Genomic DNA, 22,663 nt, shown 5'->3' with positions numbered 1-22,663 from the left:
CTATTGCGGAGGGCCTTGGTGGTGATACTAAAGGTCAGTTTTTGAGTTCAGGCAGCGCGTTAGCTGACGTCGAGGTCAGCGTCCGGGCGCTCATCGCGAGACAAGTTGATGCCGAGAGATGCGTTAGCGTTCTCCAGCTCGTCGTCATCGTCGGATGTCAACTCCATTGGGGTGCCATCTGCCGCAAGTACTTCCACGTTGAGGCACAGGGACTGCAGCTCCTTGAGGAGCACCTTGAAGGACTCTGGGATACCCGGATCAGGGATATTCTCGCCCTTCACGATGGCCTCGTAGACCTTCACGCGGCCAACCACGTCATCGGACTTGATGGTCAGCAGCTCCTGCAGGGTGTAGGCAGCGCCATAAGCCTGCATTGCCCACACCTCCATCTCACCGAAGCGCTGGCCACCGAACTGGGCCTTACCACCCAGTGGCTGCTGGGTAATCATGGAGTAAGGACCGGTGGAACGAGCGTGAATCTTCTCGTCGACCAGGTGGTGCAGCTTAAGCATGTACATGTAGCCCACGGACACTGGGTATGGGTATGGCTCGCCGGAGCGGCCATCCATCAAAGCGGCCTTACCGAAGTCATCAACCAGGCGGATTCCATCTCGGTTGGAGTTGGAGGAACGCAGCAGGCCGGAGAGCTCAGCGTTAGACGCACCGTCGAATACCGGGGTGGCGGTCAGGGAGTCTGCCGGAACCTCGTAGAGGTCGGAAGGCAGGGTCTCCAGCATCTTCTGGATCTTTGGATCCTCAGAGTTGGTGTCCACGGTCCAGCCGGCCTTAGCCAACCAGCCCAGGTGAACTTCCAAAACCTGGCCGATGTTCATACGACGAGGCACACCGTGGGTGTTCAGGATGATGTCGATTGGCGTGCCATCCGGGAGGAATGGCATGTCTTCCTGAGGCAGGATCTTGCCCACGACGCCCTTGTTGCCGTGACGGCCGGCGAGCTTATCGCCGTCCTGGATCTTGCGCTTCTGAGCCACGTAGACGCGAACCATTTCGTTCACGCCTGGAGCCAGGTCATCATCATCTTCGCGGGAGAATACGCGCACGCCGATGACCTTGCCGGTCTCGCCGTGAGGAACCTTCATGGAGGTATCGCGCACTTCGCGAGCCTTTTCGCCGAAGATGGCGCGCAGCAGGCGCTCTTCAGGAGTCAGCTCAGTTTCACCCTTAGGGGTGACCTTGCCCACCAGGACATCACCGTCACGCACGTCGGCGCCGATGCGCACGATTCCGCGCTCATCCAGGTCAGCCAGAACGTCTTCACCCACGTTAGGAATATCGCGGGTGATTTCCTCTGGGCCCAGCTTGGTATCGCGGGCGTCGATCTCATGCTCTTCGATGTGGATAGAGGTCAGTACGTCCTCTTCCACCATGCGCTGGTTGAGGATGATCGCATCCTCGTAGTTGTGGCCTTCCCACGGCATGAAGGCGACCAGCAAGTTCTTGCCCAGTGCCATTTCGCCGTTGTCGGTGCCGGGGCCGTCAGCGATAACCTGACCGGCCTCAACGCGCTGACCTTCGTCAACCAAAGGCTTCTGGTTGTAAGAGGTGCCCTGGTTGGTGCGCTCGAACTTGCGCAGCATGAAGGTATCGCGGATGCCTTCATCGTCCATGATCGTGACGTAGTCAGCGGAGACGAACTCCACCACGCCGGACTTTGGAGCGATGATCATATCGCCGGCATCATAAGCTGCACGCAGCTCCATACCGGTGCCCACGAATGGAGCTTCGGCACGCAGCAGAGGCACAGCCTGACGCTGCATGTTGGCGCCCATCAGCGCACGGTTTGCATCGTCGTGCTCGAGGAATGGAATCATGGCGGTTGCCACGGAAACCATCTGTCGTGGCGAAACGTCCATGTAGTCCACCTCGGAGGCGGGAACCACTTCTACATCTCCGCCGCGCAGGCGCACCTCAATGCGCTCTTCCACGAAGCGGTTGTTCTCGTCGAATGGGGTGTTCGCCTGTGCAACCACGTGGCGATCTTCCTCATCGGCGGTGAAGTAGTGCACCTCGTCCGTGATCTGGCCATCGATCACGCGGCGGTAAGGGGTCTCGATGAAGCCGAATGGGTTCACGCGAGCGAAGGAGGACAAAGAGCCGATCAGGCCAATGTTTGGACCTTCGGGAGTCTCAATTGGGCACATGCGGCCGTAGTGAGAAGGGTGCACGTCGCGGACTTCCAGTCCAGCGCGGTCACGGGTCAGACCACCTGGGCCCAGTGCGGACAGACGACGCTTGTGCGTCAATCCGGACAGGGAGTTGTTCTGATCCAGGAACTGCGAGAGCTGGGAGGTTCCGAAGAACTCACGGATCGCAGCAGAAACTGGGCGCACGTTGATCAGGGAGGTAGGAGTGATGGACTCCGCATCCTGCGTGGTCATGCGCTCACGAACCACGCGCTCCATGCGGGACAGACCCACACGAACCTGGTTCTGGATGAGCTCGCCCACGGTACGCAGACGGCGGTTACCGAAGTGGTCGATGTCATCGGTACCGATGGGGATCTCGATGCCCTCTGGGGAAGTCATGGACTTCTCACCAGCGTGCAGACGCACCAGGTACTCAATGGTGGTCAAGATGTCTTCTTCGGTCAGCGTCATGGTGCCATCGGTGTCTCCACCGAGGCCCAGCTTGCGGTTGACCTTGTAGCGGCCCACCTTTGCCAGGTCATAGCGCTTCGCCTTGAAGAAGGAGTTCTCCATGAGAGCCTGTGCGGAGTCGCGGGTTGGCGACTCGCCTGGGCGCTGCTTGCGGTAGATCTCCAGCAGTGCTTCATCGGTGTTGGCCACGCCGTCTTTTTCCAGCGTGGACATCATGATCTCGGAGAAGCCGAAGCGAGCAGTAATTTCTTCGGTGGTCAGGCCCAGGGCCTTCAGCAGCACGGTAACCGGCTGACGACGCTTGCGGTCGATGCGGACACCAACGGTATCGCGCTTATCGACGTCGAACTCCAACCAAGCACCGCGAGAAGGAATAACCTTCACGGAGTGCAGGATGCGCTCGGTAGAGGCATCCATGGAAGCATCGAAGTACACACCTGGGGAGCGCACCAACTGGGAAACAACGACACGCTCGGTGCCGTTGATGATGAAGGTGCCCTTGTTGGTCATCATCGGGAAATCGCCGATGAAGACGGTCTGGGACTTGATTTCACCGGACATTGCGTTGGTGAATTCCGCGGTCACATAAAGTGGCGCGGCGTAGTTGATGTCCTTGTCCTTGGCCTCATCGATGGTGGACTTCACGTCTTCGAAACGTGGCTCGGAGAGAGTCAGGGACATGTTCTCCGAGTAGTCCTCAATGGGGGAAAGCTCATCGAGGATGTCCTCGAGTCCACTGGTAATGCGGACGCCTTCCCCGGCCTCAGCTTGGGCGTTAGCGCGCCATTCAGGCGTGCCAACGAGCCAATCAAAGGAATCTCGTTGGAGGTCAAGAAGGCCAGGAACCTCAATCGGAGCGTCGATCTTAGCGAAAGAGTATCGCTGCGAAGCTCCGGGGATTCCGGCCACTGAACTTGTCTGGCGGGAGACTGCCAAGATGGGTCCTTCCAGCACCTCATGCACCGTGTCCCGCTGGGCGGATCTGCGGGAAACTAAGTTGCATATATTTGAGCGTACGGTCGTGTGATGGTCGTTTATGTGGATTAACTATCCATTGTGTAACCGGCTCCAAGAAACAGCTAATAGACCTTGTCAAATCACACATTCTCGGGTTGTTACCCGCGCTGTGCATTTGGCAAAGCCTGTAGTCAATACGGATTTCTCCGTAATTCTGCCTGCTTGTGCAAGATACCCGGACAATAATCCAGCGCAAAGAAGTACCTTATATGCTGGCGCGCGTTCTGTCCAGCTCAGGTACGATCCTGCGCTATCCGCTCCCCCACAACTCCGGCTCCCCAGTCCGTGTTGCCCACCATCTTCCTCACAATAGCCCGAAGATGTCAATTTGTCGCCTGCACCTGGGCTGCACATTTGTTGTGGTTTTGCCCGCTCAGCCTAGAATAATCAGGGTGGATATCACCTATTTGGACAACCTGGATTTAACGGCTCCGGTGGAGGAATTCCCCGTCACGCCCGCGCCCCAGTTCGCGCCGGATCCGTCTACCGAGGTGACCCCTGGCTTCAATCACCGCAACCATCTCAGCAGCCTTTTTGCCCAGGGATCTTCGGCCTGGTTGGGCGTGGCGCTGCAGCATCCTGCGGTCCCAGAACTTGCGCCGGAGCGCGTCGCGGAGCTTTTCTCCCAGCTCCTTCACCGCCATGATGCCCTGCGGTGGGCCGTGTTCCTGCCCTCTTCGCAGCAGCCTCCTTTTTTCTCGACGCCAACCTATACCGTTCATGCCCTCCCCCCAGAGGCGGTGCATATCCAGCCGGGAGAGAACTGCCCGGTTGAGCAGCTGGAAAGCCTCATCTCCCAGCGTTGTAGCCCGCTGGGTTCCCCGGGCGCTTTTTGCGCCCGCAGTGGAGACTTCCTCCTGCTGTGCTTTGATCACCTGCACGTGGACATGATCAGCATGGACATCCTGGCACGCGAATTGTATTCGCTCCTGGAGGGTGACGATCTTTCCGCGCTTTCCACTACGCCGCCTGCCGCCTATTCCTACGCGGAGGCGCTGCAGAACCGGGATGCGGTGGAACAGGATTCCTGGGATGCCAAACTGGCGGAAAAGGTATGGGGAGAGTTTTTCCGCGAAACCTCCGGCACTATCCCTGGCTTTCCAGCTGATCTTGGCGTCGAAAAGAAGGAAACACTCCCCGCGGCCCACGAAACCTTCGTTCTGGTTCCGGAAAGCGATCTACGGGAGGAAATCGCGGGCAAGCCATTTCCGCACATTCTCACGGCGATGGCGCGGGTGCTGGGAAAGCGCGTACCGCTGTTGATCCCCATGCACACTCGGGGAAAGGCGGGTTCACCTGCGCAGAACACGGTGGGTTGGCTGGTGGGAAATGCGCCGATCGTGGCGGTGCCGGAACCCACCCCGGTGGCTACTCGCGCTGGTTTGCGGAACGCGGTGGCGGCTCAGGGGCTCAGTCTGGAGACGGTTCTGAGCCACTATGCGCCCGAATTCCCGCATGCCACGATCTTCTCTGCGTCTTTCATCGACTTCACCAAGCGCGGCGGATCCGTACCCGGCGCGCACTATGTGTCCTCCCGCAGCGCCGTGGATTCCGCCATCTTGTGGTTCTCGCGCACGGAGCGCGGAATTGCTGTGCGTGCTTGCTACCCGGACACTCCGCAGGCGCGCAGCTTCATGAAGGGTTTCTTCGCTCAACTATCCACGGAGTTGGGCGCGGAGTAGATCCGCTTGCCCTGCAGACCCCAGGCGGCGAGCTCTGCCTGGAAGGCCCCGGCGACGGTGAGCTCCTCGGTACTGTGCGGATCTTCCTGGGTTGTCAGCGGTTCAGGGGCGACCAGCGAGACCACCAGGGAATCCCCCACCACGCACGCCCACGCATTGGTGCTCGCGGGATCAGCGGCGGTCAAGGCGGGAGCGTTCTCCACCAAGGTGGTGCGAGCAGAGAGGAATGACTTGGGGGTTGGGCCCTCGGTGAGCTCATCCAAACCCAAGCACGCAATGTCCGCTGGCACCTTACCCAAGTTTGAGGCCAGTGCCCGCGGTGCGGAATCTGCCTTATTCAGGCGCTTGACCAGCCAATCGGGCAGTCCCTGCGCTACTTCGAACAGCAAGTCCGCCGCACCTGGCTTGCCTGCGGCCTTCGCATAAGCCTGCTTCATCTGCCCGCGCACCCCGGAAAGGTCCGCGTAGATGCTTGTCGAAAGATCCAGCTGCGCGGTGGCCCCTTGGGTGAGATTGGACTGCAGTTCCGCTGGGCTCTTCCGCTTGGACATCGGCACTGCGAGTGGCTGCACGCCAGTGGTAGACGGCAGTGTTCCCAGTCTTTGCGCCACCCGCCCAACCACGGCCGCGAACAGACTATTGGCGGTGCCAGCGGATTGGCGGGCACGCTGCTCAAACTGCGCATAGTCAACGGCGAACGTCACGGCAACGAGCTGCCTGGAGCCTTCCGAGCGTGGCACATCCGCCTGCGCAGCGGCCCCCGCCGTAGTGGCTTCCTCGGCTGCCTCGGCGCCTTCGGCAGCATCAGACTCGGCACCAGCCGCAGCGTCTGCACCAGCACCAGCCTTCCCCCCGCGCAGCAGCTCACGGGTAGCTCCCATCATCTGCTGGAGCAACGTTCCCTGATCCCGCTGGTTATCCAGCAGGCTCGCCGGCCGGGTCGCAGGCAGCGGCTTGGGTGTTCCCGCGCACGCCTCTTGCAGTGCCAGAATCATCGCTGATCCATCTCCCGCGGCATGCGAGCACACGAAGAGAACCACAGTGGTACCAGCTGCGGTGGGTGCGGCCGCGAAAATCCACGACTTCCCTCCGTGGACATTGACCGGGGTATCCCGCAAAATCTCCTGGGCCCATTGATCAGCGCCGCTCAGCACAAGCTCATCCAGGCGGGCAATGCTCACGTGTCCGGCATTCTCATCCTGCACCCAGTGATCCCGTCCCAGCCGCGTACGCACCAGCGAGCGAGAAATGCGCCCGTGCTTGAGAGATTCCCCGATTTTCTGGAAGTGCTTGGCGTCGAAAACACAATCAATTTCCCACAAGAATTGATTGCACACCGGGGTGCCCAGCACGCAATCCATGACCACAAAAATGTTGTCATTGTGGTTGAGCCTACAACTGGCGGGAAACACTATTTCCCCGCCTTCGCCAGGGAAAAGTCGCCCTGTTGGACAACGGTTTTCAGGATGCTCTCGTATTCCTTAACGAACTCTTCCAGAGAGCGCTTTGCTTCATCATTGGAGGGGAATCGCATGGAGATATTCACGCCATTATGATTGCGCAGGATCCAGAAATATACCTCGTCGGTGCTCACATTAGGGCTGCGCAATGCGCGTTCATGCTCGGTCCATTTATCCGCACCGGGGACAAAGCGGGTATCCACATAAGACACCACGAATTTCGGCACGCTATCCCCCTGCAAATGTGGCTGCAGAGAATTGAAAGGCGCGCTCACTGCACCCTTATGCCGCTTCACCGCCACCGCGGTATCCGCCACGGCATGGCTGAACATCTGCGCCTCACCCATGGGATCCTCCACCGGCATCAACCCCACAAACCAACCGGCGGCCAGCGCCAGTTCCGCCCGGGAGCGCGTGTGCATCGGCATCACATAACGCGTGGTCTCGTGCCCCGCGAGCTTGTTCACAGCCACCTTGATGGCGGCCAGGAAACCATTGGACTGCGATCCGCCCAGCTCCTTCTTGCAGCGCGAGCTGAATGTCTCTGCCTCATCCGCGTTCAGCAACCAATGAGACAAGGTGTGCTGCTCTTGCGGCTCCGCATCCCTGACAGCATGTGGCAACGGGAACCGCGGAGCAGCCTGCTCACCCTCGGGGTGGTCATCGGACGCGCGTGCGATGAACTCCTGCCATGCCCTCACGGAATCATCTTCGCTGTTGATGCGGCTGGCCAGCTCTGATTCTTCCTCGCTGAAATCCACATAGGATCCGCATTCAGGCAAGGCTGGCAGGCGTTGCTCCAAGTGCGCGTTGTAGATCTCGGCGAGCTCCTGGATGGCGAAGAGCTGGGTGTAGGCATCCATCACGCCGTGGTCTGCGGCGAAGATGACCGTGAACCAGTTCGCGGCATTGTTGTGCCCGCCTTCCGCGAGCACCTCCGCGGTGGGCTCGATGGTGGCGAACGTGAGGTGCGGCCAGGTCAGAGCAGACAGGGTGTTCGCAAAGTACTTGCTCAGGTGAGCGTTGACGATGTGTGCGCCCAGCTCACCCTCCACGGGGTTTTCGCGCATAGAGATGGTCTCCGGGCGGAGGGTCTTGCGCTCGATTTCCTTGTCATCCCGGAAAGTAACGGTGGTGTGCAGTGCCTCGTGCCTGCGCAGCCAATGAGTCACGGCCTGGGAAAAAGCCTCTTTGTTGTATTCCCCGTCAATGCGGAATACCGTACCGATCCAATTGTGCTCAGGGTCTTCCCCGCCATTAACCACTGATTCCAGGTGAGCCAGGTGATTGGGTGAAAGCCGGCGCTCATCGGATTGCCAACCACCCAGTTCCGCGGTGGGGATCCATTCGGTCAAACGGCCGGTGTGCAGGGGGTAATCGGAAAGCTCTGAATATTCCATCGTGGAGGCTCCTTTGTTTTCACTACGTAGTAATCACTGCTTTGTGTGCATTGTCGGTGGTGGATGTGGTGAGAAAATTGAAGGAACTGAGTGCTTATGCGGGAATTTCTGCGACGGTTTCGTGCACTATCTGAGCAGCAGTGGCGAAGTATTCGGCCACGGAACGCCCGGCGACGGGATTATCGGGAGCTTGGCTGCCGATAATCAGCCCTTCGGGATTTCGCGCCAGCCAGAAATTGGCATTCTTCGTCTGGGCGATTCCTCCGAAGAGTCGCAAGTCTGCACCCGCTGGCTCTTCGAACCAGCTGAGGTCGAGATACGTCACCATCTGCGGGCTTTGAAAAACCTCCTGCCCGATGAATCCCTCTTGAATCAGCTGCATCAGGCTGGCGTGTACGGGCTCGTTCAGCGTGGCCTTCATGCGCCGTTGCGCGTGGGCAACCGCGTCCAGAATCTCTGTCACCGTGTCCCCCTCCACGGGGAAGAACAGCGGGTTGAAGTTGCAGAACCAGCCCTGGGACAGGCCGTACGTGCTGCCGCGGGTACTGGAGACCGTCACGGTGGCGTACTTTTCCGATCCGCTCATCCGCTTGTGTGCCAGAGCCAGCACCGCGTAGATCACGGTGCTGAAGCTGTAACCGCGGGATTTCGCCAGCCCGCGCAGCGCGTTCACCTGAGCCGGGTCAGCGATGGGTCCTTCGCTTTCCATGACCTTGACGTCCTGGGATTGCCCTTCTTCGACGCCAATGTCGATCCCCAACTTGGGCATTCCCCCAACAAATTGGATGCACTCTTTCCAGAGTTGGGTTCCCGGGGACTCGGGTGTCACTTGAGCGGCCGCGGCGTGCTCGTTGTGCACATACTCCAGGAAGCTGGGGTGCTGCGGGGTGGTGAGCGGGGAATCCGCTTCGAAGTAACGTTGCGCGATCTCGAGAACGCTGAGGACCTGGGACAGGCCATCACCGACCGCGTGATCCAGCGCCAGGACTAGCTCCGCCTTTTCTGCGGCCTCATCCTCGATGAGTCCGACTGCGAGAGCCGGCATGTGGTCAGAAACAGCGGTGCGGGAAAAGTACCCGCTTAACCATTCCGCAGCATCCTGGGTGGCCTCTGCAGAATCACTCGCTGAGGCATCGACCGCTTGCGGCTGAAGATCCACCTCCTCGGGCGAAAGGAGGGTACGGGTGATGTTGGGGCTCGGCCCATCAGTGGGCGCGTCCACGTTGATGGAGCATCGCAGTCCCTCGTGGGCGCCGAGGAAAGCGTTCACGCTTCCCGTCAGCCGTGCTTTGTCCACGGGCCACGGCAGGTACATGGCTGAGGCCGTGTACGCCTGGTGTGCAGCTCCGGTGGCCCGGCGAGCCACCACGGAGCGCACATGGTCTGCTTGGAGGAATGACAGTGGTTGTTCGGTGTTCTGCTTGCTCTGCAGGGTGTCCAGCATCTCGGCCGTGGGTTCCCAGACGGTGATTTGCCCCGTGGGATGCCACTCAGAAGGATCCATTAATCGCATGCACATCTCCTTCACTACTCATCACAAGGGACAGCTCAATCTGTCATCGTTTTATGCCCGATGCAATTGAACCGAATTAACAAAGAGAACTCTACTACTCGTGTGTTAATCGCGCGATGGATGCAAAAATGCGCACGGCATGTAAATTAATTTCTAATTTGTTTAGTATTAATGAAAAATATGAAAAAGATAGCCAACGCAACTACCGGGCTAAGGAACAAATAGACAGGGAGCAAAGCATCGTTATATATCCCCTCTACCAGCACCTTCATGGGTTCTGACATTCCCTTCACGCTTTCCGGAGAAACGCTTTCAATATCAATCTCTGAGAAATCCTTAGCGGAAGAATTAACCAACCTGGCGGTGAACAATCCACCTGCTAAGGAAATTCCGATTGTCCCACCTAACTCACGGAATAGATTAGTGGCGGCCGTCACAGTACCCAAAAGAGAATCGGGGCTACTATTCTGCGCCAACAGCACAGACATTTGTACGCTAAACCCTAATCCGATGCCCATGAGCACCAGTACCAGCACCAAATACCAGAGCGGTTGCTCCACGGTTTTGAGGCCCAGGAGAACCATTGACGCTGTGACCAGAACCCCGCCCACCATGAGCACCGCGCGATAACTTTGGGTTCGGCTGATGATGAATCCCGCGCCCGTGGAGCAGAGGAAAACCGCAATCATCATGGGCAAGAGCACAAACCCGGCCATAGCAGCATCCACTCCCTCCACGATCTGAATGTAGGTGGGGAGATAGGTGGTCACCGCAAACATCGCCATGGAGAGCACTGCGCTGATGACAGAGGCCACCACAAAATTTCTCTGGGAAAATAACCCAAGTGGCAACACTGGGTCTTCGGCCCGAGCTTCCACCGCAATAAACAGCCCTAATGCAACCAAGCCAGCCGCAGAGATGCCGAGAATGGGGAGGCTGAGCCAAGGATAGGTTCTGCCTCCCCAGGACATCACGAGGACTGCTGCCGTGATGCTCACAGTCAGCAGGACCAGGCCTGCGATATCGATCTTCGGCGTCGCTTTCTCTCCCGCCAGGGTTGCGCGCGCTCCGTGTGGCTCGCTGGCGACCTCGCCGATGCCACTCAGTTGCCCATTGTCCGGGGCAGATTCCTCCGCTGGGGTGCGGAGGAACACCATGCACAGAGCCAAGGAGAGCAGACCCAATGGGATGTTCACCCCAAAGCACCAGCGCCATCCCCACGCGTGGGTTATCACGCCGCCAATAACCGGCCCGAGAACCGTGGAGAGCACAAACACTGCCCCCAGCAGTCCCATGTATTTGCCACGTTCCTTGGGCTGGATGTGCAGGGCCAGCAGGGTCTGAGACAGCACCACCAAACCGGCCCCACCCAGGCCCTGGATGAACCGCACCACGATGAGCCATTCCATGGAGGTGATGAGGAACCCGGCCACACACGCGCCGAGGAAAATCCCGCTGGCGACGTTGAATAACCGGTGCGCACCGAACCTATCTCCTAGCTTCCCGTACACCGGAAGCATGGAGGTGGCGGCCAGCATGTAGGACGTGGCAACCCAGTGGATCTGATCAGCTCCGCCCAGTTCACCAACAATCGTGGGCAATGCCACGCTCAGCATGGCCTGGTTCAGGGAGAAGACGAACATGGCCAAAGCCAGCCCGGTGAACAGCAACCACTTCTGGCGCGCACCCTGCGAATAATGTGAGGGCTCTTCGGTTTCTAGGGACGGTGCAGCATTCATGATCTTCCCTCTCTAGATTCCAAGCGGATAGGGCTTCGCCCTATTTCGGGATGCCTCTAATTCTCAGCCTCTCCCCGCCGGGCATTCTTTGCGCCCCGGGAATTGCTCCTGCGAAACACTAACACTAGTGAAATAACGATGACTAGCGCTCCTGCAGCCAAGAGAATAGTGCGCCAAGTGGAGATGTTCTTATCCGTACCAACCGACTGTGCCTGTTGCAGCATTTGCAGCTCGTCTTCTGCATAGGTTCGCCCATGGAAGGCCAGCAAGGTTTGAATTTCCTTGCCGTCTAGTTGATAGGTATCCCGGATGTCTTCTTCCACGCCCACGATCAGACCGCTTTTCGGCTCCACGGTGATTTCCCGCCATCCCCCATGCATGAGCTGCGCGGTTTCCCCGGATTCGGGATCCGTGATTTCATTGCGAATCCCCTGGTACTGCTCGCGAACGCTGCGGGGCTCGATCTCTTGGCGATAAACATAGACGGGCATATCGGTGCCATCAGATGCGGTGCGAGTCTCTTCGCGGTTAAATTCCGCAGGTAAAGCGGTGCGGAGCGTGACGTCGAAATAATCATAAGTAGTCCGCTCGGCAGTGGCGGGCAGCTTTGCCCAATAACCCTCCATAGCCACTTCGGAGGAAGGGACCACTGGAGTATCTGCCACCTTGCCCGCGCCATCCACGGCCTGGCCGCTGATTCGGTCTACCCGGAAGCTGAATACCTGCGCGTCCAGCAGCGATTTCAGATCATCCTCGGTGTCCTCGCGATAGGTGCTTACGCCTACCCGAGCGCTGGCCTGATCCTCGGTGGCCGGCTCGCCCAAGCTGATATTGAACTGCCGCGCAACTGGTGCGGTGATATCCCCTTCTTCCCCAGCGCGGTAGTTCGGACCCACCGTGGCCTGCGGATCCTGCAAGCGCAACGTAGTGGCTTTGAGCTCCAGGGGAACCACATGCTCAGAAGAGACCAGTTTCGGCAGAAGGATTCCTGCTATGACCAGCGCTACCCCGACCATGAGTGCGAGTAAGGCCAAGATACGGGTGCGTGACAACATGCGCTTAACTGTAGCGTTCCCGCTCGTGGTGCTGAAACTGGATAGAGACAAAGAAACACCCGCGCAGTGCCACCTGCATATTGCAGATGACCCTCGCGGGTGTCAGGCATTCAGGGCTACCGTGAGGTAACCCGAGTGCGATTTTCCTCTTACTTGAGGGAAACCTTAGCGCCAGCTTCTTCAAGCTTGGTCTTTGCAGCCTCAGCGTCATCCTTGGATGCAGCTTCGAGGATAGCCTTAGGAGCAGCCTCAACGAGCTCCTTAGCTTCCTTCAGGCCCAGGCCGGAAACGATCTCGCGAACAACCTTGATCACGCCGATCTTCTTAGCGCCAGCGTCTTCGAGAACGACGTCAAACTCGTCCTTCTCTTCTTCAGCTGGAGCAGCAGCGCCTGGAGCTGCAGCAGCAGCAACTGGAGCAGCAGCGGTGACGTCAAAGGTCTCCTCGAAGAGCTTCACGAACTCAGAGAGCTCGATCAGGGTCATCTCCTTGAAGCCTTCGATCAGTTCGTCATTGGTGAACTTAGCCATGGTGGCATCCTTTCGATCTTTGTGTGCCGGTCAGCTGTCATTAGTTTGTGTAGCTGACCCGCGGAAAAATTACGGTAAATCTTTGTGCTGGGCCTCCGCTTTGTCGCCCAGCGGTGAGGAACTAGTCCTTCTTCTCCTGCAAAGCGACTGCCAAACGGGCAACCTGAGATGCGGGAGCGTTGAAGAGACCAGCAGCCTTTGCCAAGGAACCCTGCATAGCTCCGGCCAGCTTGGCCAGAGTGGTTTCGCGGTTGTCCAGCTCAGCGATAGCTTCGACCTGAGCAGCAGACAGCGCGGCACCGTCCATGTAGCCACCCTTGATCACGAAGTTCTGGTGATCCTTGCCGAAGTCCTTCATTGCCTTTGCAACATCCACGGCTTCGCCCTGGATGAATGCAATTGCGGTAGGACCGGTCAGCAGGGAATCATCGAACTCCACGCCAGCTTCTTTTGCAGCCAGCTTGATCATGGTGTTCTTGGCGACGGAGTAAGTGACGTCCGCACCCAGTGCGCGGCGCAGCGTGGTGGTCTCAGCAACGGTGAGTCCGCGGTACTCGGTAAGTACTGCAGAATCAGCCTGCTCGAAACGTGCCTTCAGCTCTGCCAACGAAGCGGTGTTCTTCGGATTAGACATACTCTCGCCTCCTTCCAATGTCTTGCGGTGTACTAGTTGTACGTGCACCGGCAGTCATGTTCTACGGGATAAAAAGGCAACACTACAAAACAACAAACGCCCCGTGCCCGCAGGGGGCACAGGGCGATTGCGACTCAATCAACCAGTTTTACAACTGGGATCAGAGCACAAAACGTCTCGTGTTACCTGCGTGGGCCGTCATCTTTAAGTGATGAACCTTCAATCTCGCACCCTCTTCACAACTCGAAAGTTGTTTTGACGGTGTGGGATGACCGACGGTCTTCGGTGAAACTTTGAACGTATTCAAACTTCCTCGTAGAACTCTACCCTGCACTAGCGGAAATACCCAAACCGCTGGCCAGGTGCCCAAAATGCCGGCGCTGTGGGATATTGGAAGCCATTGCGTCTCGAGTATTTTCCACCCCGGATCAGGTGCGCAAAGCACAGCACCCACAGCGCGGCACTCCACGAAATGAACAAAGGAGCTCACGATGAATCCTCAACCGGATCTGCTCAGCACGGCGTTGCTTGGCACCCGCGTGCTTCTGCCCATCGACCGGAAATCCGAGGCAATGGCAGATTCGCTATCTCGCCACGGAGCCGAGGTGACAATTGCCCCGCCGTTACGCATCACCGCAGCAACCGATGACCCCTCCCTCCACGCTGCATGCCGCAAGCTAGCCACGGAAACCATCGATTTCACCGTTGTCACCACGGGAGTCGGTTTCCGTGCCCTCACTGAGCTCGCCCGCCAGGAGGAGCACCGCACCGCGTGGGGCGAAGCTTTGCTGGCTCAGCTCAGCGAATCGAAGCTGCTCAGCCGCGGACCCAAGCCCAAGGGCGCCATCGTGGAGGCCGGTTTCGCTCCCGCTTGGACCGCTGATTCCGAGACATCCGCGAAGATCCTGGAATACCTGTTGGCCAAGGATCTGCACGGCGCGCACATCGTGGTGCAGCATCACGGCGCGGGAGACTCTGAATTTGAGCAGTCCCTCCGCGCCGCTGGGGCCCGCGTCACAGGGCTGACAACGTATCGCTGGGAGGATCCACTCGATCCCGCCAAGGTCCAAGAATCTGTCCAGAACGCGGCACGTGGGCACTTCGACGTGATTGCGTTCACCTCCGCCCCGGCCGCAGAGCGCTGGCTAGAGATCGCCCGCGCGGAGAACTGCCTAGAAGAGATCCTCGCCCTGCACAATCCAGCCACCACAGAACCACCCACCGAACAATTATCCAGACTGATGATCGCCGCCGTGGGCCCCGTGACCGCCCAGCCACTGATCGATGCCGGCTTTGCCCCACAATCCCCCGAGCGCTTCCGCATGGGCGCACTCATCAAGTTGATCGTCCAACACGGAGGCCGGGAAGCCCCGAAGCCCTAAAGCGCACTCACTTCAGGAATACGAGCCGCAGCATTCCCCGACTGCACTAAGCTCGACAAGCATGAAAGTGAACGCCAACCCCACCACATTTCTCCCAGCTTTCTTCCGCTCACTACATCAGCCGGACGCGCTCCCCGTGGGTGTCAACAAGTGGGATGAGCCCCTTGACGGCCGTGTGCCGATCGTTCTAGTTCATGGCACGTGGCTCAACGTCTACAACACCTTCGGCATGATCGCCCCTGCCTTAAGCGAGGCAGGCCACGCCGTATTCACCCAAAACTATGGCCATGACTCCTCCAGTTTCACCGGCCGCCCTTCTGGAGTTTTCGGCACCGCCCCCATGTTGGAAGCGCAGAAGGAGGTCGCCTCTTTTATCGACGCCGTGCTCGAGCGCACCGGAGCCTCCCAAGTGGATCTCATTGGTCACTCCCAGGGGGTTGCGCAGACTCGTCTCTACCTCACGGAATCCGGCGGCGCGGATCCGGACAATCCCGCGAACAACAAGGTGCGGCAAGTCATTGGTATTGCCGGGAGTAACCACGGAACTACGCTTAGTGGCGTCGGGTCTCTAACCAAGTGGCTGGATAAGAACGGTCGCTTCGATAATTTCGGCAGGCGCGTGCTGGGCCAGGCCGCCTTGGATCAGCGGCTGGGTTCTGAGGCCGTGAAGCGGCTCAACGAGCATGGCGATACCGTTCCGGGCGTGAAATACACCATGATCTGCTCGCGGTTCGATCAGATCGTCACCCCGTGGCGCAGCCAGATCCTGCATTCAGAGGATGAGTCGCAGGTGAAGAACATTCTGGTGCAGACGGGCAACATCAAGGATTACTCTGATCACCTGGCGATTCTCTACTCGCCAAAGGTGATCGATCTGATCCTCGAAGCGGTGCACCCAGGTCCGGATGATTATCGCGATACCCATCCCGAGGTGACTGGGTGGGTGATCCCTGGCTTCGGACGCGCTCCACGGGTGGCCTCACGCCTGCCGTTCCGTTCCCACAAGTCTTCCGCCCGCAAGCGCGGATAAGTCGGCTCAGAAAAACAAAAAAAGAGGCGCTGCAGGGAATTCCCCGCGGCGCCTCATTCGTGCAACCACCCGCAGCTCTAGCTAACGGGTGATGAGGTGAAAATTACTCACCTGCGTAGTTCTTCTGCACGTTCTCATCAACCAGAACGGAAGGACCGTTGGTGGAGGAGAGGGAGATCTTCTTCAGGTACTTGCCCTTGGAAGATGCAGGCTTCAGACGCAGCAGTTCGTCCAGCAGAGCGCCGTAGTTCTCGGCCAGCTTCTGCTCGTCGAAGGATGCCTTGCCGATGATGGCGTGCAGGTTGGATGCCTTGTCAACGCGGAAGGAGATCTTTCCGCCCTTGATCTCGGACACGGCCTTGGCCACATCGGTGGTCACGGTGCCGGTCTTAGGGTTTGGCATCAGACCACGTGGGCCCAGGACGCGGGCCACGCGGCCAACCTTGGCCATCTGGTCTGGGGTAGCGATAGCTGCATCGAAGTCGGTCCAACCGCCCTGGATCTTCTCGATCAGTTCGGCGGTGCCCACTGCATCAGCGCCAGCTTCTTCAGCGGCGGTGGCGTTAGGGCCCTCAGCGAATACGATCACGCGCACGTTCTTGCCGGTGCCGTTAGGCAGGGAAACAGTGCCGCGAACCAGCTGGTCAGCCTTGCGTGGGTCGACACCCAGGCGCAGGGCCACGTCAACGGTGGCGTCGTAGTTAGAGGAGGAGGTTTCCTTGACCAGCTTCACTGCTTCCAGTGGGCTGTAGGACTTGGACTTGTCGATCTTCTCCGCAGCAGCGCGGTAAGCCTTTGAAGTCTTGCTCATGGTATCTACCAATCTTTCGAAATTGAGTTTGGAAGTTGTGGTCAGCGAGCCAGCAAGGGGCTCTGCCACATGCCTTTTCTTTTTCCCGACGCCATGCTGGTGCCGGGATCAGAGAAGGACTTGATTTAAGAACTTAAGCCTTAGCTGGCTCGTCCTTGACAACGATGCCCATGGAACGAGCGGTACCAGCGATGATGCGGGCGCCGTTCTCCAGGTCGTTGGCGTTCATGTCTGCCTTCTTGGTCTCAGCGATCTCGCGGCACTGCTCCCAAGTCACAGAACCGACCTTGTCGGTGTGAGGAACGCCAGAGCCCTTCTGCAGGCCAGCGGCCTTGAGCAGAAGACGAGCAGCTGGAGGGGTCTTCAGCTTGAAGTCGAACGTGCGGTCTTCGTAGACCGTGATTTCCACGGGCACGATGTTTCCACGCTGAGCTTCGGTAGCTGCGTTGTAGGCCTTGGTGAACTCCATGATGTTGACACCATGGGCACCCAGTGCAGGACCAACAGGAGGGGCAGGGGTTGCCTGGCCGGCCTGGATCTGCAGCTTGATGAGGCCAGTGACCTTCTTCTTCTTTGCCATCTTTTCCTACTTTCAGTTATCGGACATGCCCGTGCGATGGCTAGAAACAAAGGTTAATAACGCAGTGGGCATGCCCTACCGGATGCCGGGATTTCACCGGCCACCGGAAGTGTGTGCAATGCATAAAAAGTGCTCTGCAATTTTTTGCAGAACGGAACTACCCTAGTCCAGCTTCTCTACCTGATCAAATTCCAGCTCAACCGGGGTCTCGCGGCCAAAGATGGAAACCATGGCCTTGAGGCGGTTAGAAGTTGGGTCGATCTCAGAGATGGTGGCGGAGACGGAAGCGAAAGGTCCGGAAAGGATGGTCACGGACTCGCCAACCTCGTAGCCCACCACGATGGATTCGGAGGCAGGCTTTGGAGGAGTTGCCACACCGGTTGCGGAAACGTCCACACCGGTTGCCACATCGCCCTCTTCTCCACCTTCTGCGGAAGCAGTGGCGGTCTCTGGAGGCAGCAGGAACTTGGCGACTTCGCGCACCTGCACCGGGGTGGGCTTGCCCTCGTTGCCCACGAAGCTGGTGACACCCGGGGTATCGCGAACCACGGACCAGGAAGCATCTTCCAGGTTCATGCGCACCAGGACATAGCCTGGCAGCAGCTTGCGCTTGACGTTCTTGCGCTTGCCATCACGGAGCTCGGTGACTTCTTCGATGGGGACCACAACTTCGTGGATCTGGTCATCCACGCCCAGGGTCTGGGAACGCATCTCCAGGTTGGTCTTCACCTTGTTCTCGTAACCGGAGTAGCACTGGATGATGTACCACTGGCCGGGCAGCTTCTTCAGCTCGCGCATGAAGCTGCGCAGGCGCGCCTTGTAGGCAGCCATCGCGGCATCTTCTGGGGTCTGGTCTTCGCCCTCCCCTTCAGCCGCTTCGCCTTCAGCGGTGGCCTCAGCGTGAGCTTCGGCAGCGGCCTTCTGCACATCTTCCTGTGCGGTGGCAGCAAGGGACTCAGCGCTGATTTCCTGGCTTGCTTCCTGGCTGTCTGCCTGGCTTTCGTCCTGCGCCTGAGACTCTTCGGCGGCGGCCGTGTTTTCCAGGTTGTCTGGGTTCTCGGTCTGATCACTCATGGGATCTACCCTCCACTCGGTTCTAAGGAATTAAAAATCCGCCTGGCCGAAGAGGCGAGGCGGTTATTTTCTACACGCAAGTGTAGCACGCGGGAGGGCTAGACTCCGAAGACTGCGCGAACTCCCATGGAGGTGAGGTAATCCACGCCAGCGACCAGCCCGATCATGATGATCAGGAAGGCAAGCACGATCAGGGTGTAGGTGAAGAGTTCCCGACCAGTGGGCCAGATGACCTTGGAGATCTCGCTGATCACACCGCGGATGTAATCAACCACGGCCGCGAAAGGATTCTTGCGTGTCTTCACTACTTCAGGAGAACGAGCAGCAGAGGCCCCCTGTGCACGTGCGGAGGAAGCGGTGCCAGCTACCTGGCGCTTGCCCTCCGGGCGAGGAGCAGCCCCGCTTCCAGCTAGATCAGCTGCAGGCTTTGCGGGCTTCTTGAAGCTCTCATCGCTCACGTGGAAACTCCTAACAAAAAGTGGATGACACTATCTTCACGCTAACTTCATTCTTTCTCTCAGGCTTTGAAAGCCGGGAGGAAGTTATCCAGATAGACGTTAGCGTAAAAGTGTACTGCAGGGGCGACAGGACTTGAACCTGCAACCTGCGGTTTTGGAGACCGCTGCTCTACCAATTGAGCCACGCCCCTTTGTGCGCATGCTGCACCATCGCCATAGAGAAGCAATCTCTCTAGCCACAGTGTTGTGCAACATCGGTGAATCTTACCCGCAACCTTGAGCGGACACCAAACTTCGGCGCTGCCTGCTGTTTCTTAGGGCGCCAGGGGTGGCGTCGGGAAAAAGGAAGGGAACACAACAGAGGAGGGCGAGCATGAAAAAAGACCCCAACTCCTTGCGGAGGCTGGGGCCTTTCAACGTGGTAGCGGTGGGGGGACTCGATCCCCCGACCTCACGATTATGAGTCGTGCGCTCTAACCAGCTGAGCTACACCGCCACGGTCTTTGTCACTTCCGCCGACCGGCCAGCGGTCTGCGGTTCTCACCTGACATGGCGGCCAAGAAAATGACTGAGCCCCCTAACGGAATCGAACCGTTGACCTTTTCCTTACCATGGAAACGCTCTACCGACTGAGCTAAGGGGGCGTGGATACTGGTTACCCGCCACACATACGTGTGCCGTGTGCCTGAAGCCTGCGTTAGATTAACCAGTTGGGGTGGGTTTACACAAATCGGCATGTCAGGGGGGTCATTGCTGGCCTTTTAGTGGGCCTCGCGGGAGCACTCACTGGCGGGCGAGCGAGCGGGCGCACAATGGGCCGGGCTGTGAAGGGCAAAGCAAAACCCCCGAGGATTCACATGGAGTAAATCACTCGGGGGTTTTCGCTGTGGTGCCAGATGATGGATTCGAACCAACGTAGGCATAGCCGACGGATTTACAATCCGCTCCCTTTGGCCGCTCGGGCAATCTGGCGTGCGCCATCTCTGGTGCGCACGTTACTTTACTATGAGCACCGCACCTTTAGGCAAATCAGCAGGTCGCCTGCACATTCGGTGCTCACTGGGCAGGGCGGTTAACCCAGGCGCTGGAGCGCGAAATTCATCAATTCCCGCAGCGCAGAAGTGGTCTCACCCTCTGGGAGCTTGTTCAGCTCCTCCTCTGCCCGCTGGCGGTAGGATTCCACGTCTTCCAACGCGCGCTCGCGACCGGTGGACTGGTGAATCAAGCCCAGGGCTTCCTCCACCAAAGCGTCATCGGTGACGGGGCCGGTGAGGATCTCTCGCAAGCGAGCTCCCACTTCATCCTCCTGACCCATTGCGTAAAGCACAGGCAGGGTGAACACGCCCTCGCGCAGGTCGGTGCCGGGGGTCTTGCCGGACTCTTCCGGGTTGGACCAGATATCGATGATGTCATCCACGATCTGGAACACCTGGCCCATGTGCCGGCCAAACGCGCGCAAGGCATCAATGTGCTCGCGGGCAGCACCTGCGTGCAGCGCACCCAGGTAACCGGCGGAGGCAATCAGCACGCCCGTCTTTTCCTGGATCACGGTCATGTAGTGCTCGATGGGATCGGCCCCTTCCGGAACACCCACCGTCTCGCGCATCTGGCCGGTCACCAGCTCCTGGAAGGCCTCCGCGAAGTGCGCCACGGTCTCCATGCCCAGCTGAGCCATGATCTTCGAGGCAACTGCAAACAGGTAATCACCGGCCAAAATGGCGATGGAATTGTTCCAGCGCGCATTGGCGGATTCCGCACCGCGGCGGCGATCAGCTTCATCCATCACGTCATCGTGATAGAGCGTGGCCAAGTGGGTGAGCTCCACAACCACGGCAGCACGAATCACGTCATCAGACATCGGCCGTGGGCCATAGTGGCTGGCGAGCAAAGCGAACACCACGCGGAATCGCTTCCCGCCGGCCTCAGCGAGGTGGCTGACCTTATCGGTCAGGAAGGATTCTCCTTGCCGCAGTTCATCCAGCAGCATGTTTTCCGCGCGCTGCAAACCATCGGTGAGCGCTGCATTCAGCGCTGGACTATTCAAGTCAGGAGCCACTGGTGTGGACTTCGCCTCTGCACGTGGGGTGCTTGACATATCAGTGGTCAGCCTCGTCACAATCGTCTACCGTCACAACCATTTTCTATTGGGGTGCAGGTTTGCGTCGCCACAAAACACACCTCATCATCGGATACTTTAGCCGAGTCCTCGAGGGACGTGTGTATCCGGCTCAACTCGCCGGATTTGCGCGTGCGACAATGTTGACTGTGACTCCCACCCCCTCCTCCCCCAGCGTTGGCACCCATCGAGCCGAAAGCCTGCTCACGGCAGATGTGGTGATCGTGGGCGCGGGTCCGGCTGGAGCTGCGGCTGGTTATTGGGCGGCCAAGGCCGGCATGGATGCGCTGATCGTGGACATGGCCGAGCTGCCCGGCCTGCAGCCCGATTCGACCGCCCCCGCCCGCGGACGAGATAAGACCTGCGGTGATGGCCTGACTCCCCGCGCTATCAAGGCGCTGGCGGAAATGGACGCGCTGCACATTCTGGAGGGACGTCCGGAGATTGATGGCCTGAAGCTCCACGGCTTCGGCGGCTCGATCACCGCCCCCTGGCCGGAGGGTTCTTTCCCCACTCGTGGCTCGGCAATCCCCCGGTCTGAACTGGACGTGGCACTCCTCCACCACGCCGTGCGTGCGGGTGCCCGGGCCGTGGGTTCGGTGAAGTTGCTCGACGCCACCCTGGACACCCCCCACTCAATCTCCCAGCTCAGCGGAGTAAATGGCCAAGGTGAGCCGGTGGTGGTGCGGGGCAAGCACTATCTGCTGGCCGAGGGTGTGCGTGGCGGGATTAGCCGACAGGTTGGTGTGCGTTGGTTGCGCGAGATGGTGCATGGGGTGGCGGCCCGGAGCTATGTGGACACTCCGCGCGGCACGGAACCGTGGATCCATTCCCACTTGGAGCTGCGGGATGAGAATGGGGTGGCGCAGCCCGGTTATGGATGGGTGTTTCCGCTGGGTGAAGGCGCTGCGGGTGATGGGGTTGGCCCCCGAGCCAACCTGGGCTGTGGCGCGCTTACCACCAGTGCGCGACCAGCAAAGGTCAACACGAAAAAGCTGCTGCACCATTACGCCAACCAGATCCGCGATGAATGGCAGTGCGGACAACCGCAGGCGGTGACCAGCGCCTTGCTGCCCATGGGTGGTGCGGTAACCCGCGTGGCGGGCGTGAACTGGGCAACGCTGGGAGATACTGCTGCACTAATCAACCCCTTGAATGGTGAGGGGATTGATTACGCGCTGGAATCCGCGCAGCTGGTGGTTGGCTTACTGGTAGATGCTGCGCGGAATGCTGATGGCCTGCGCTTCGTGTGGCCGAATGTCCTGCGCGAGCACTACGGGGCCGCGTTTAGTTTGGCGCGACGCCTGGCCATCGGGCTGACCATGCCCGGGTTGATGAGCGCCATCGGGCCGCTGGGTATGCGCGGGCCACTCTCGCCTTACTTGATGGGCAGCGCCGCGCGCCTCATGGGGAACTTGGTCACGCCGGAAGATGCGGATCTCACCGCCCGCGTGTGGCGCAGCGTGGGTGGGCTCTCCCGCGGGGCAGATCGGCTGCTAGCAGCCGATTCTCGTCCGCTGTTTGGCACCGAGATGCGCTGAGCTGGCCCAATGCAGATTTGGCT

At 59.2% G+C, this 22,663-nt stretch carries 17 protein-coding genes and 4 tRNA genes; 4 read left to right on the top strand and 17 right to left on the bottom strand.

Going from position 1 to position 22,663, the window contains the following annotated elements; translation table 11 throughout:
• Positions 1–59: 59 nt before the first annotated feature.
• Positions 60–3,572, bottom strand: coding sequence for a DNA-directed RNA polymerase subunit beta (gene rpoB / locus IRY30_RS01950; protein WP_194555716.1), 3,513 nt, complete (start codon positions 3,570–3,572; stop codon positions 60–62).
• Between the two features lie 455 nt (positions 3,573–4,027).
• Between rpoB and IRY30_RS01945 the strand changes: the two genes are divergently transcribed.
• Entirely contained in the window at positions 4,028–5,317 is a 1,290-nt protein-coding gene (locus tag IRY30_RS01945) for a condensation domain-containing protein (protein WP_194555715.1), read from the top strand.
• On the opposite strand, the gene IRY30_RS01940 is transcribed toward IRY30_RS01945, so the two are convergent.
• The 7 genes from IRY30_RS01940 to rplJ form a co-directional block, all read right to left on the bottom strand.
• Complete coding sequence (locus IRY30_RS01940; RefSeq protein ID WP_194555714.1) at positions 5,287–6,729, bottom strand: hypothetical protein; 1,443 nt, start codon at positions 6,727–6,729, stop codon at positions 5,287–5,289. The genes IRY30_RS01945 and IRY30_RS01940 overlap by 31 nt on opposite strands.
• Entirely contained in the window at positions 6,729–8,177 is a 1,449-nt protein-coding gene (locus IRY30_RS01935; RefSeq protein WP_194555713.1) for a condensation domain-containing protein, read from the bottom strand. The genes IRY30_RS01940 and IRY30_RS01935 overlap by 1 nt, the downstream gene beginning before the upstream one ends.
• A gap of 94 nt (positions 8,178–8,271) precedes the next feature.
• A complete protein-coding gene (locus IRY30_RS01930) occupies positions 8,272–9,690 on the bottom strand; it encodes a condensation domain-containing protein (protein WP_194555712.1) in 1,419 nt (472 codons plus the stop codon).
• A 146-nt stretch (positions 9,691–9,836) separates the two neighbouring features.
• A complete protein-coding gene (locus IRY30_RS01925; protein ID WP_194555711.1) occupies positions 9,837–11,429 on the bottom strand; it encodes an MFS transporter in 1,593 nt (530 codons plus the stop codon).
• Positions 11,430–11,485: 56 nt separating this feature from the next.
• The gene (locus IRY30_RS01920; RefSeq protein ID WP_194555710.1) at positions 11,486–12,484 is read right to left on the bottom strand and encodes a DUF3068 domain-containing protein; all 999 of its coding nucleotides are present in this window, start codon (positions 12,482–12,484) and stop codon (positions 11,486–11,488) included.
• A gap of 149 nt (positions 12,485–12,633) precedes the next feature.
• Entirely contained in the window at positions 12,634–13,014 is a 381-nt protein-coding gene (gene rplL, locus IRY30_RS01915; RefSeq protein WP_194555709.1) for a 50S ribosomal protein L7/L12, read from the bottom strand.
• Between the two features lie 121 nt (positions 13,015–13,135).
• Positions 13,136–13,648, bottom strand: coding sequence for a 50S ribosomal protein L10 (gene rplJ, locus IRY30_RS01910; protein WP_194555708.1), 513 nt, complete (start codon positions 13,646–13,648; stop codon positions 13,136–13,138).
• A gap of 491 nt (positions 13,649–14,139) precedes the next feature.
• Here rplJ and IRY30_RS01905 point away from each other — a divergent pair, with 491 nt between their 5' ends.
• A complete protein-coding gene (locus tag IRY30_RS01905; RefSeq protein WP_194555707.1) occupies positions 14,140–15,030 on the top strand; it encodes a uroporphyrinogen-III synthase in 891 nt (296 codons plus the stop codon).
• 61 nt (positions 15,031–15,091) lie between these two features.
• Positions 15,092–16,060 carry an esterase/lipase family protein gene (locus IRY30_RS01900; protein WP_194555706.1) on the top strand — a complete coding sequence of 323 codons (969 nt, stop codon included), beginning with the start codon at positions 15,092–15,094 and terminating at the stop codon, positions 16,058–16,060.
• A gap of 103 nt (positions 16,061–16,163) precedes the next feature.
• Here IRY30_RS01900 and rplA read toward each other — a convergent pair whose 3' ends face one another.
• From rplA to IRY30_RS01855, 9 genes are all read right to left on the bottom strand, one after another.
• Positions 16,164–16,871, bottom strand: coding sequence for a 50S ribosomal protein L1 (rplA, locus tag IRY30_RS01895; protein ID WP_194555705.1), 708 nt, complete (start codon positions 16,869–16,871; stop codon positions 16,164–16,166).
• A gap of 133 nt (positions 16,872–17,004) precedes the next feature.
• On the bottom strand, positions 17,005–17,451 hold the full coding sequence (rplK, locus tag IRY30_RS01890; protein ID WP_194555704.1) for a 50S ribosomal protein L11: 447 nt from the start codon (positions 17,449–17,451) through the stop codon (positions 17,005–17,007).
• A 162-nt stretch (positions 17,452–17,613) separates the two neighbouring features.
• A complete protein-coding gene (gene nusG / locus IRY30_RS01885) occupies positions 17,614–18,525 on the bottom strand; it encodes a transcription termination/antitermination protein NusG (protein WP_194555703.1) in 912 nt (303 codons plus the stop codon).
• A gap of 98 nt (positions 18,526–18,623) precedes the next feature.
• On the bottom strand, positions 18,624–18,983 hold the full coding sequence (gene secE / locus IRY30_RS01880) for a preprotein translocase subunit SecE (protein ID WP_194555702.1): 360 nt from the start codon (positions 18,981–18,983) through the stop codon (positions 18,624–18,626).
• Positions 18,984–19,101: 118 nt separating this feature from the next.
• Positions 19,102–19,174, bottom strand: a tRNA-Trp gene (locus IRY30_RS01875).
• Between the two features lie 228 nt (positions 19,175–19,402).
• A tRNA-Met gene (locus IRY30_RS01870) sits at positions 19,403–19,479 on the bottom strand.
• A gap of 75 nt (positions 19,480–19,554) precedes the next feature.
• A tRNA-Thr gene (locus IRY30_RS01865) sits at positions 19,555–19,627 on the bottom strand.
• A 243-nt stretch (positions 19,628–19,870) separates the two neighbouring features.
• Positions 19,871–19,955: transfer RNA gene (locus tag IRY30_RS01860), tRNA-Tyr, on the bottom strand.
• A 100-nt stretch (positions 19,956–20,055) separates the two neighbouring features.
• Positions 20,056–21,078, bottom strand: a complete 1,023-nt coding sequence (locus IRY30_RS01855; protein ID WP_194555701.1) for a polyprenyl synthetase family protein — start codon at positions 21,076–21,078, stop codon at positions 20,056–20,058.
• A gap of 161 nt (positions 21,079–21,239) precedes the next feature.
• Between IRY30_RS01855 and IRY30_RS01850 the strand changes: the two genes are divergently transcribed.
• The gene (locus IRY30_RS01850; protein ID WP_194555700.1) at positions 21,240–22,640 is read left to right on the top strand and encodes a geranylgeranyl reductase family protein; all 1,401 of its coding nucleotides are present in this window, start codon (positions 21,240–21,242) and stop codon (positions 22,638–22,640) included.
• Positions 22,641–22,663 lie beyond the last annotated feature (23 nt).

Source organism: Corynebacterium suicordis DSM 45110 (assembly GCF_015351405.1).
In the GTDB taxonomy this organism is placed as follows: Bacteria; Actinomycetota; Actinomycetes; order Mycobacteriales; family Mycobacteriaceae; genus Corynebacterium; species Corynebacterium suicordis.
This window is presented reverse-complemented; position numbering and strand designations above follow the sequence as displayed.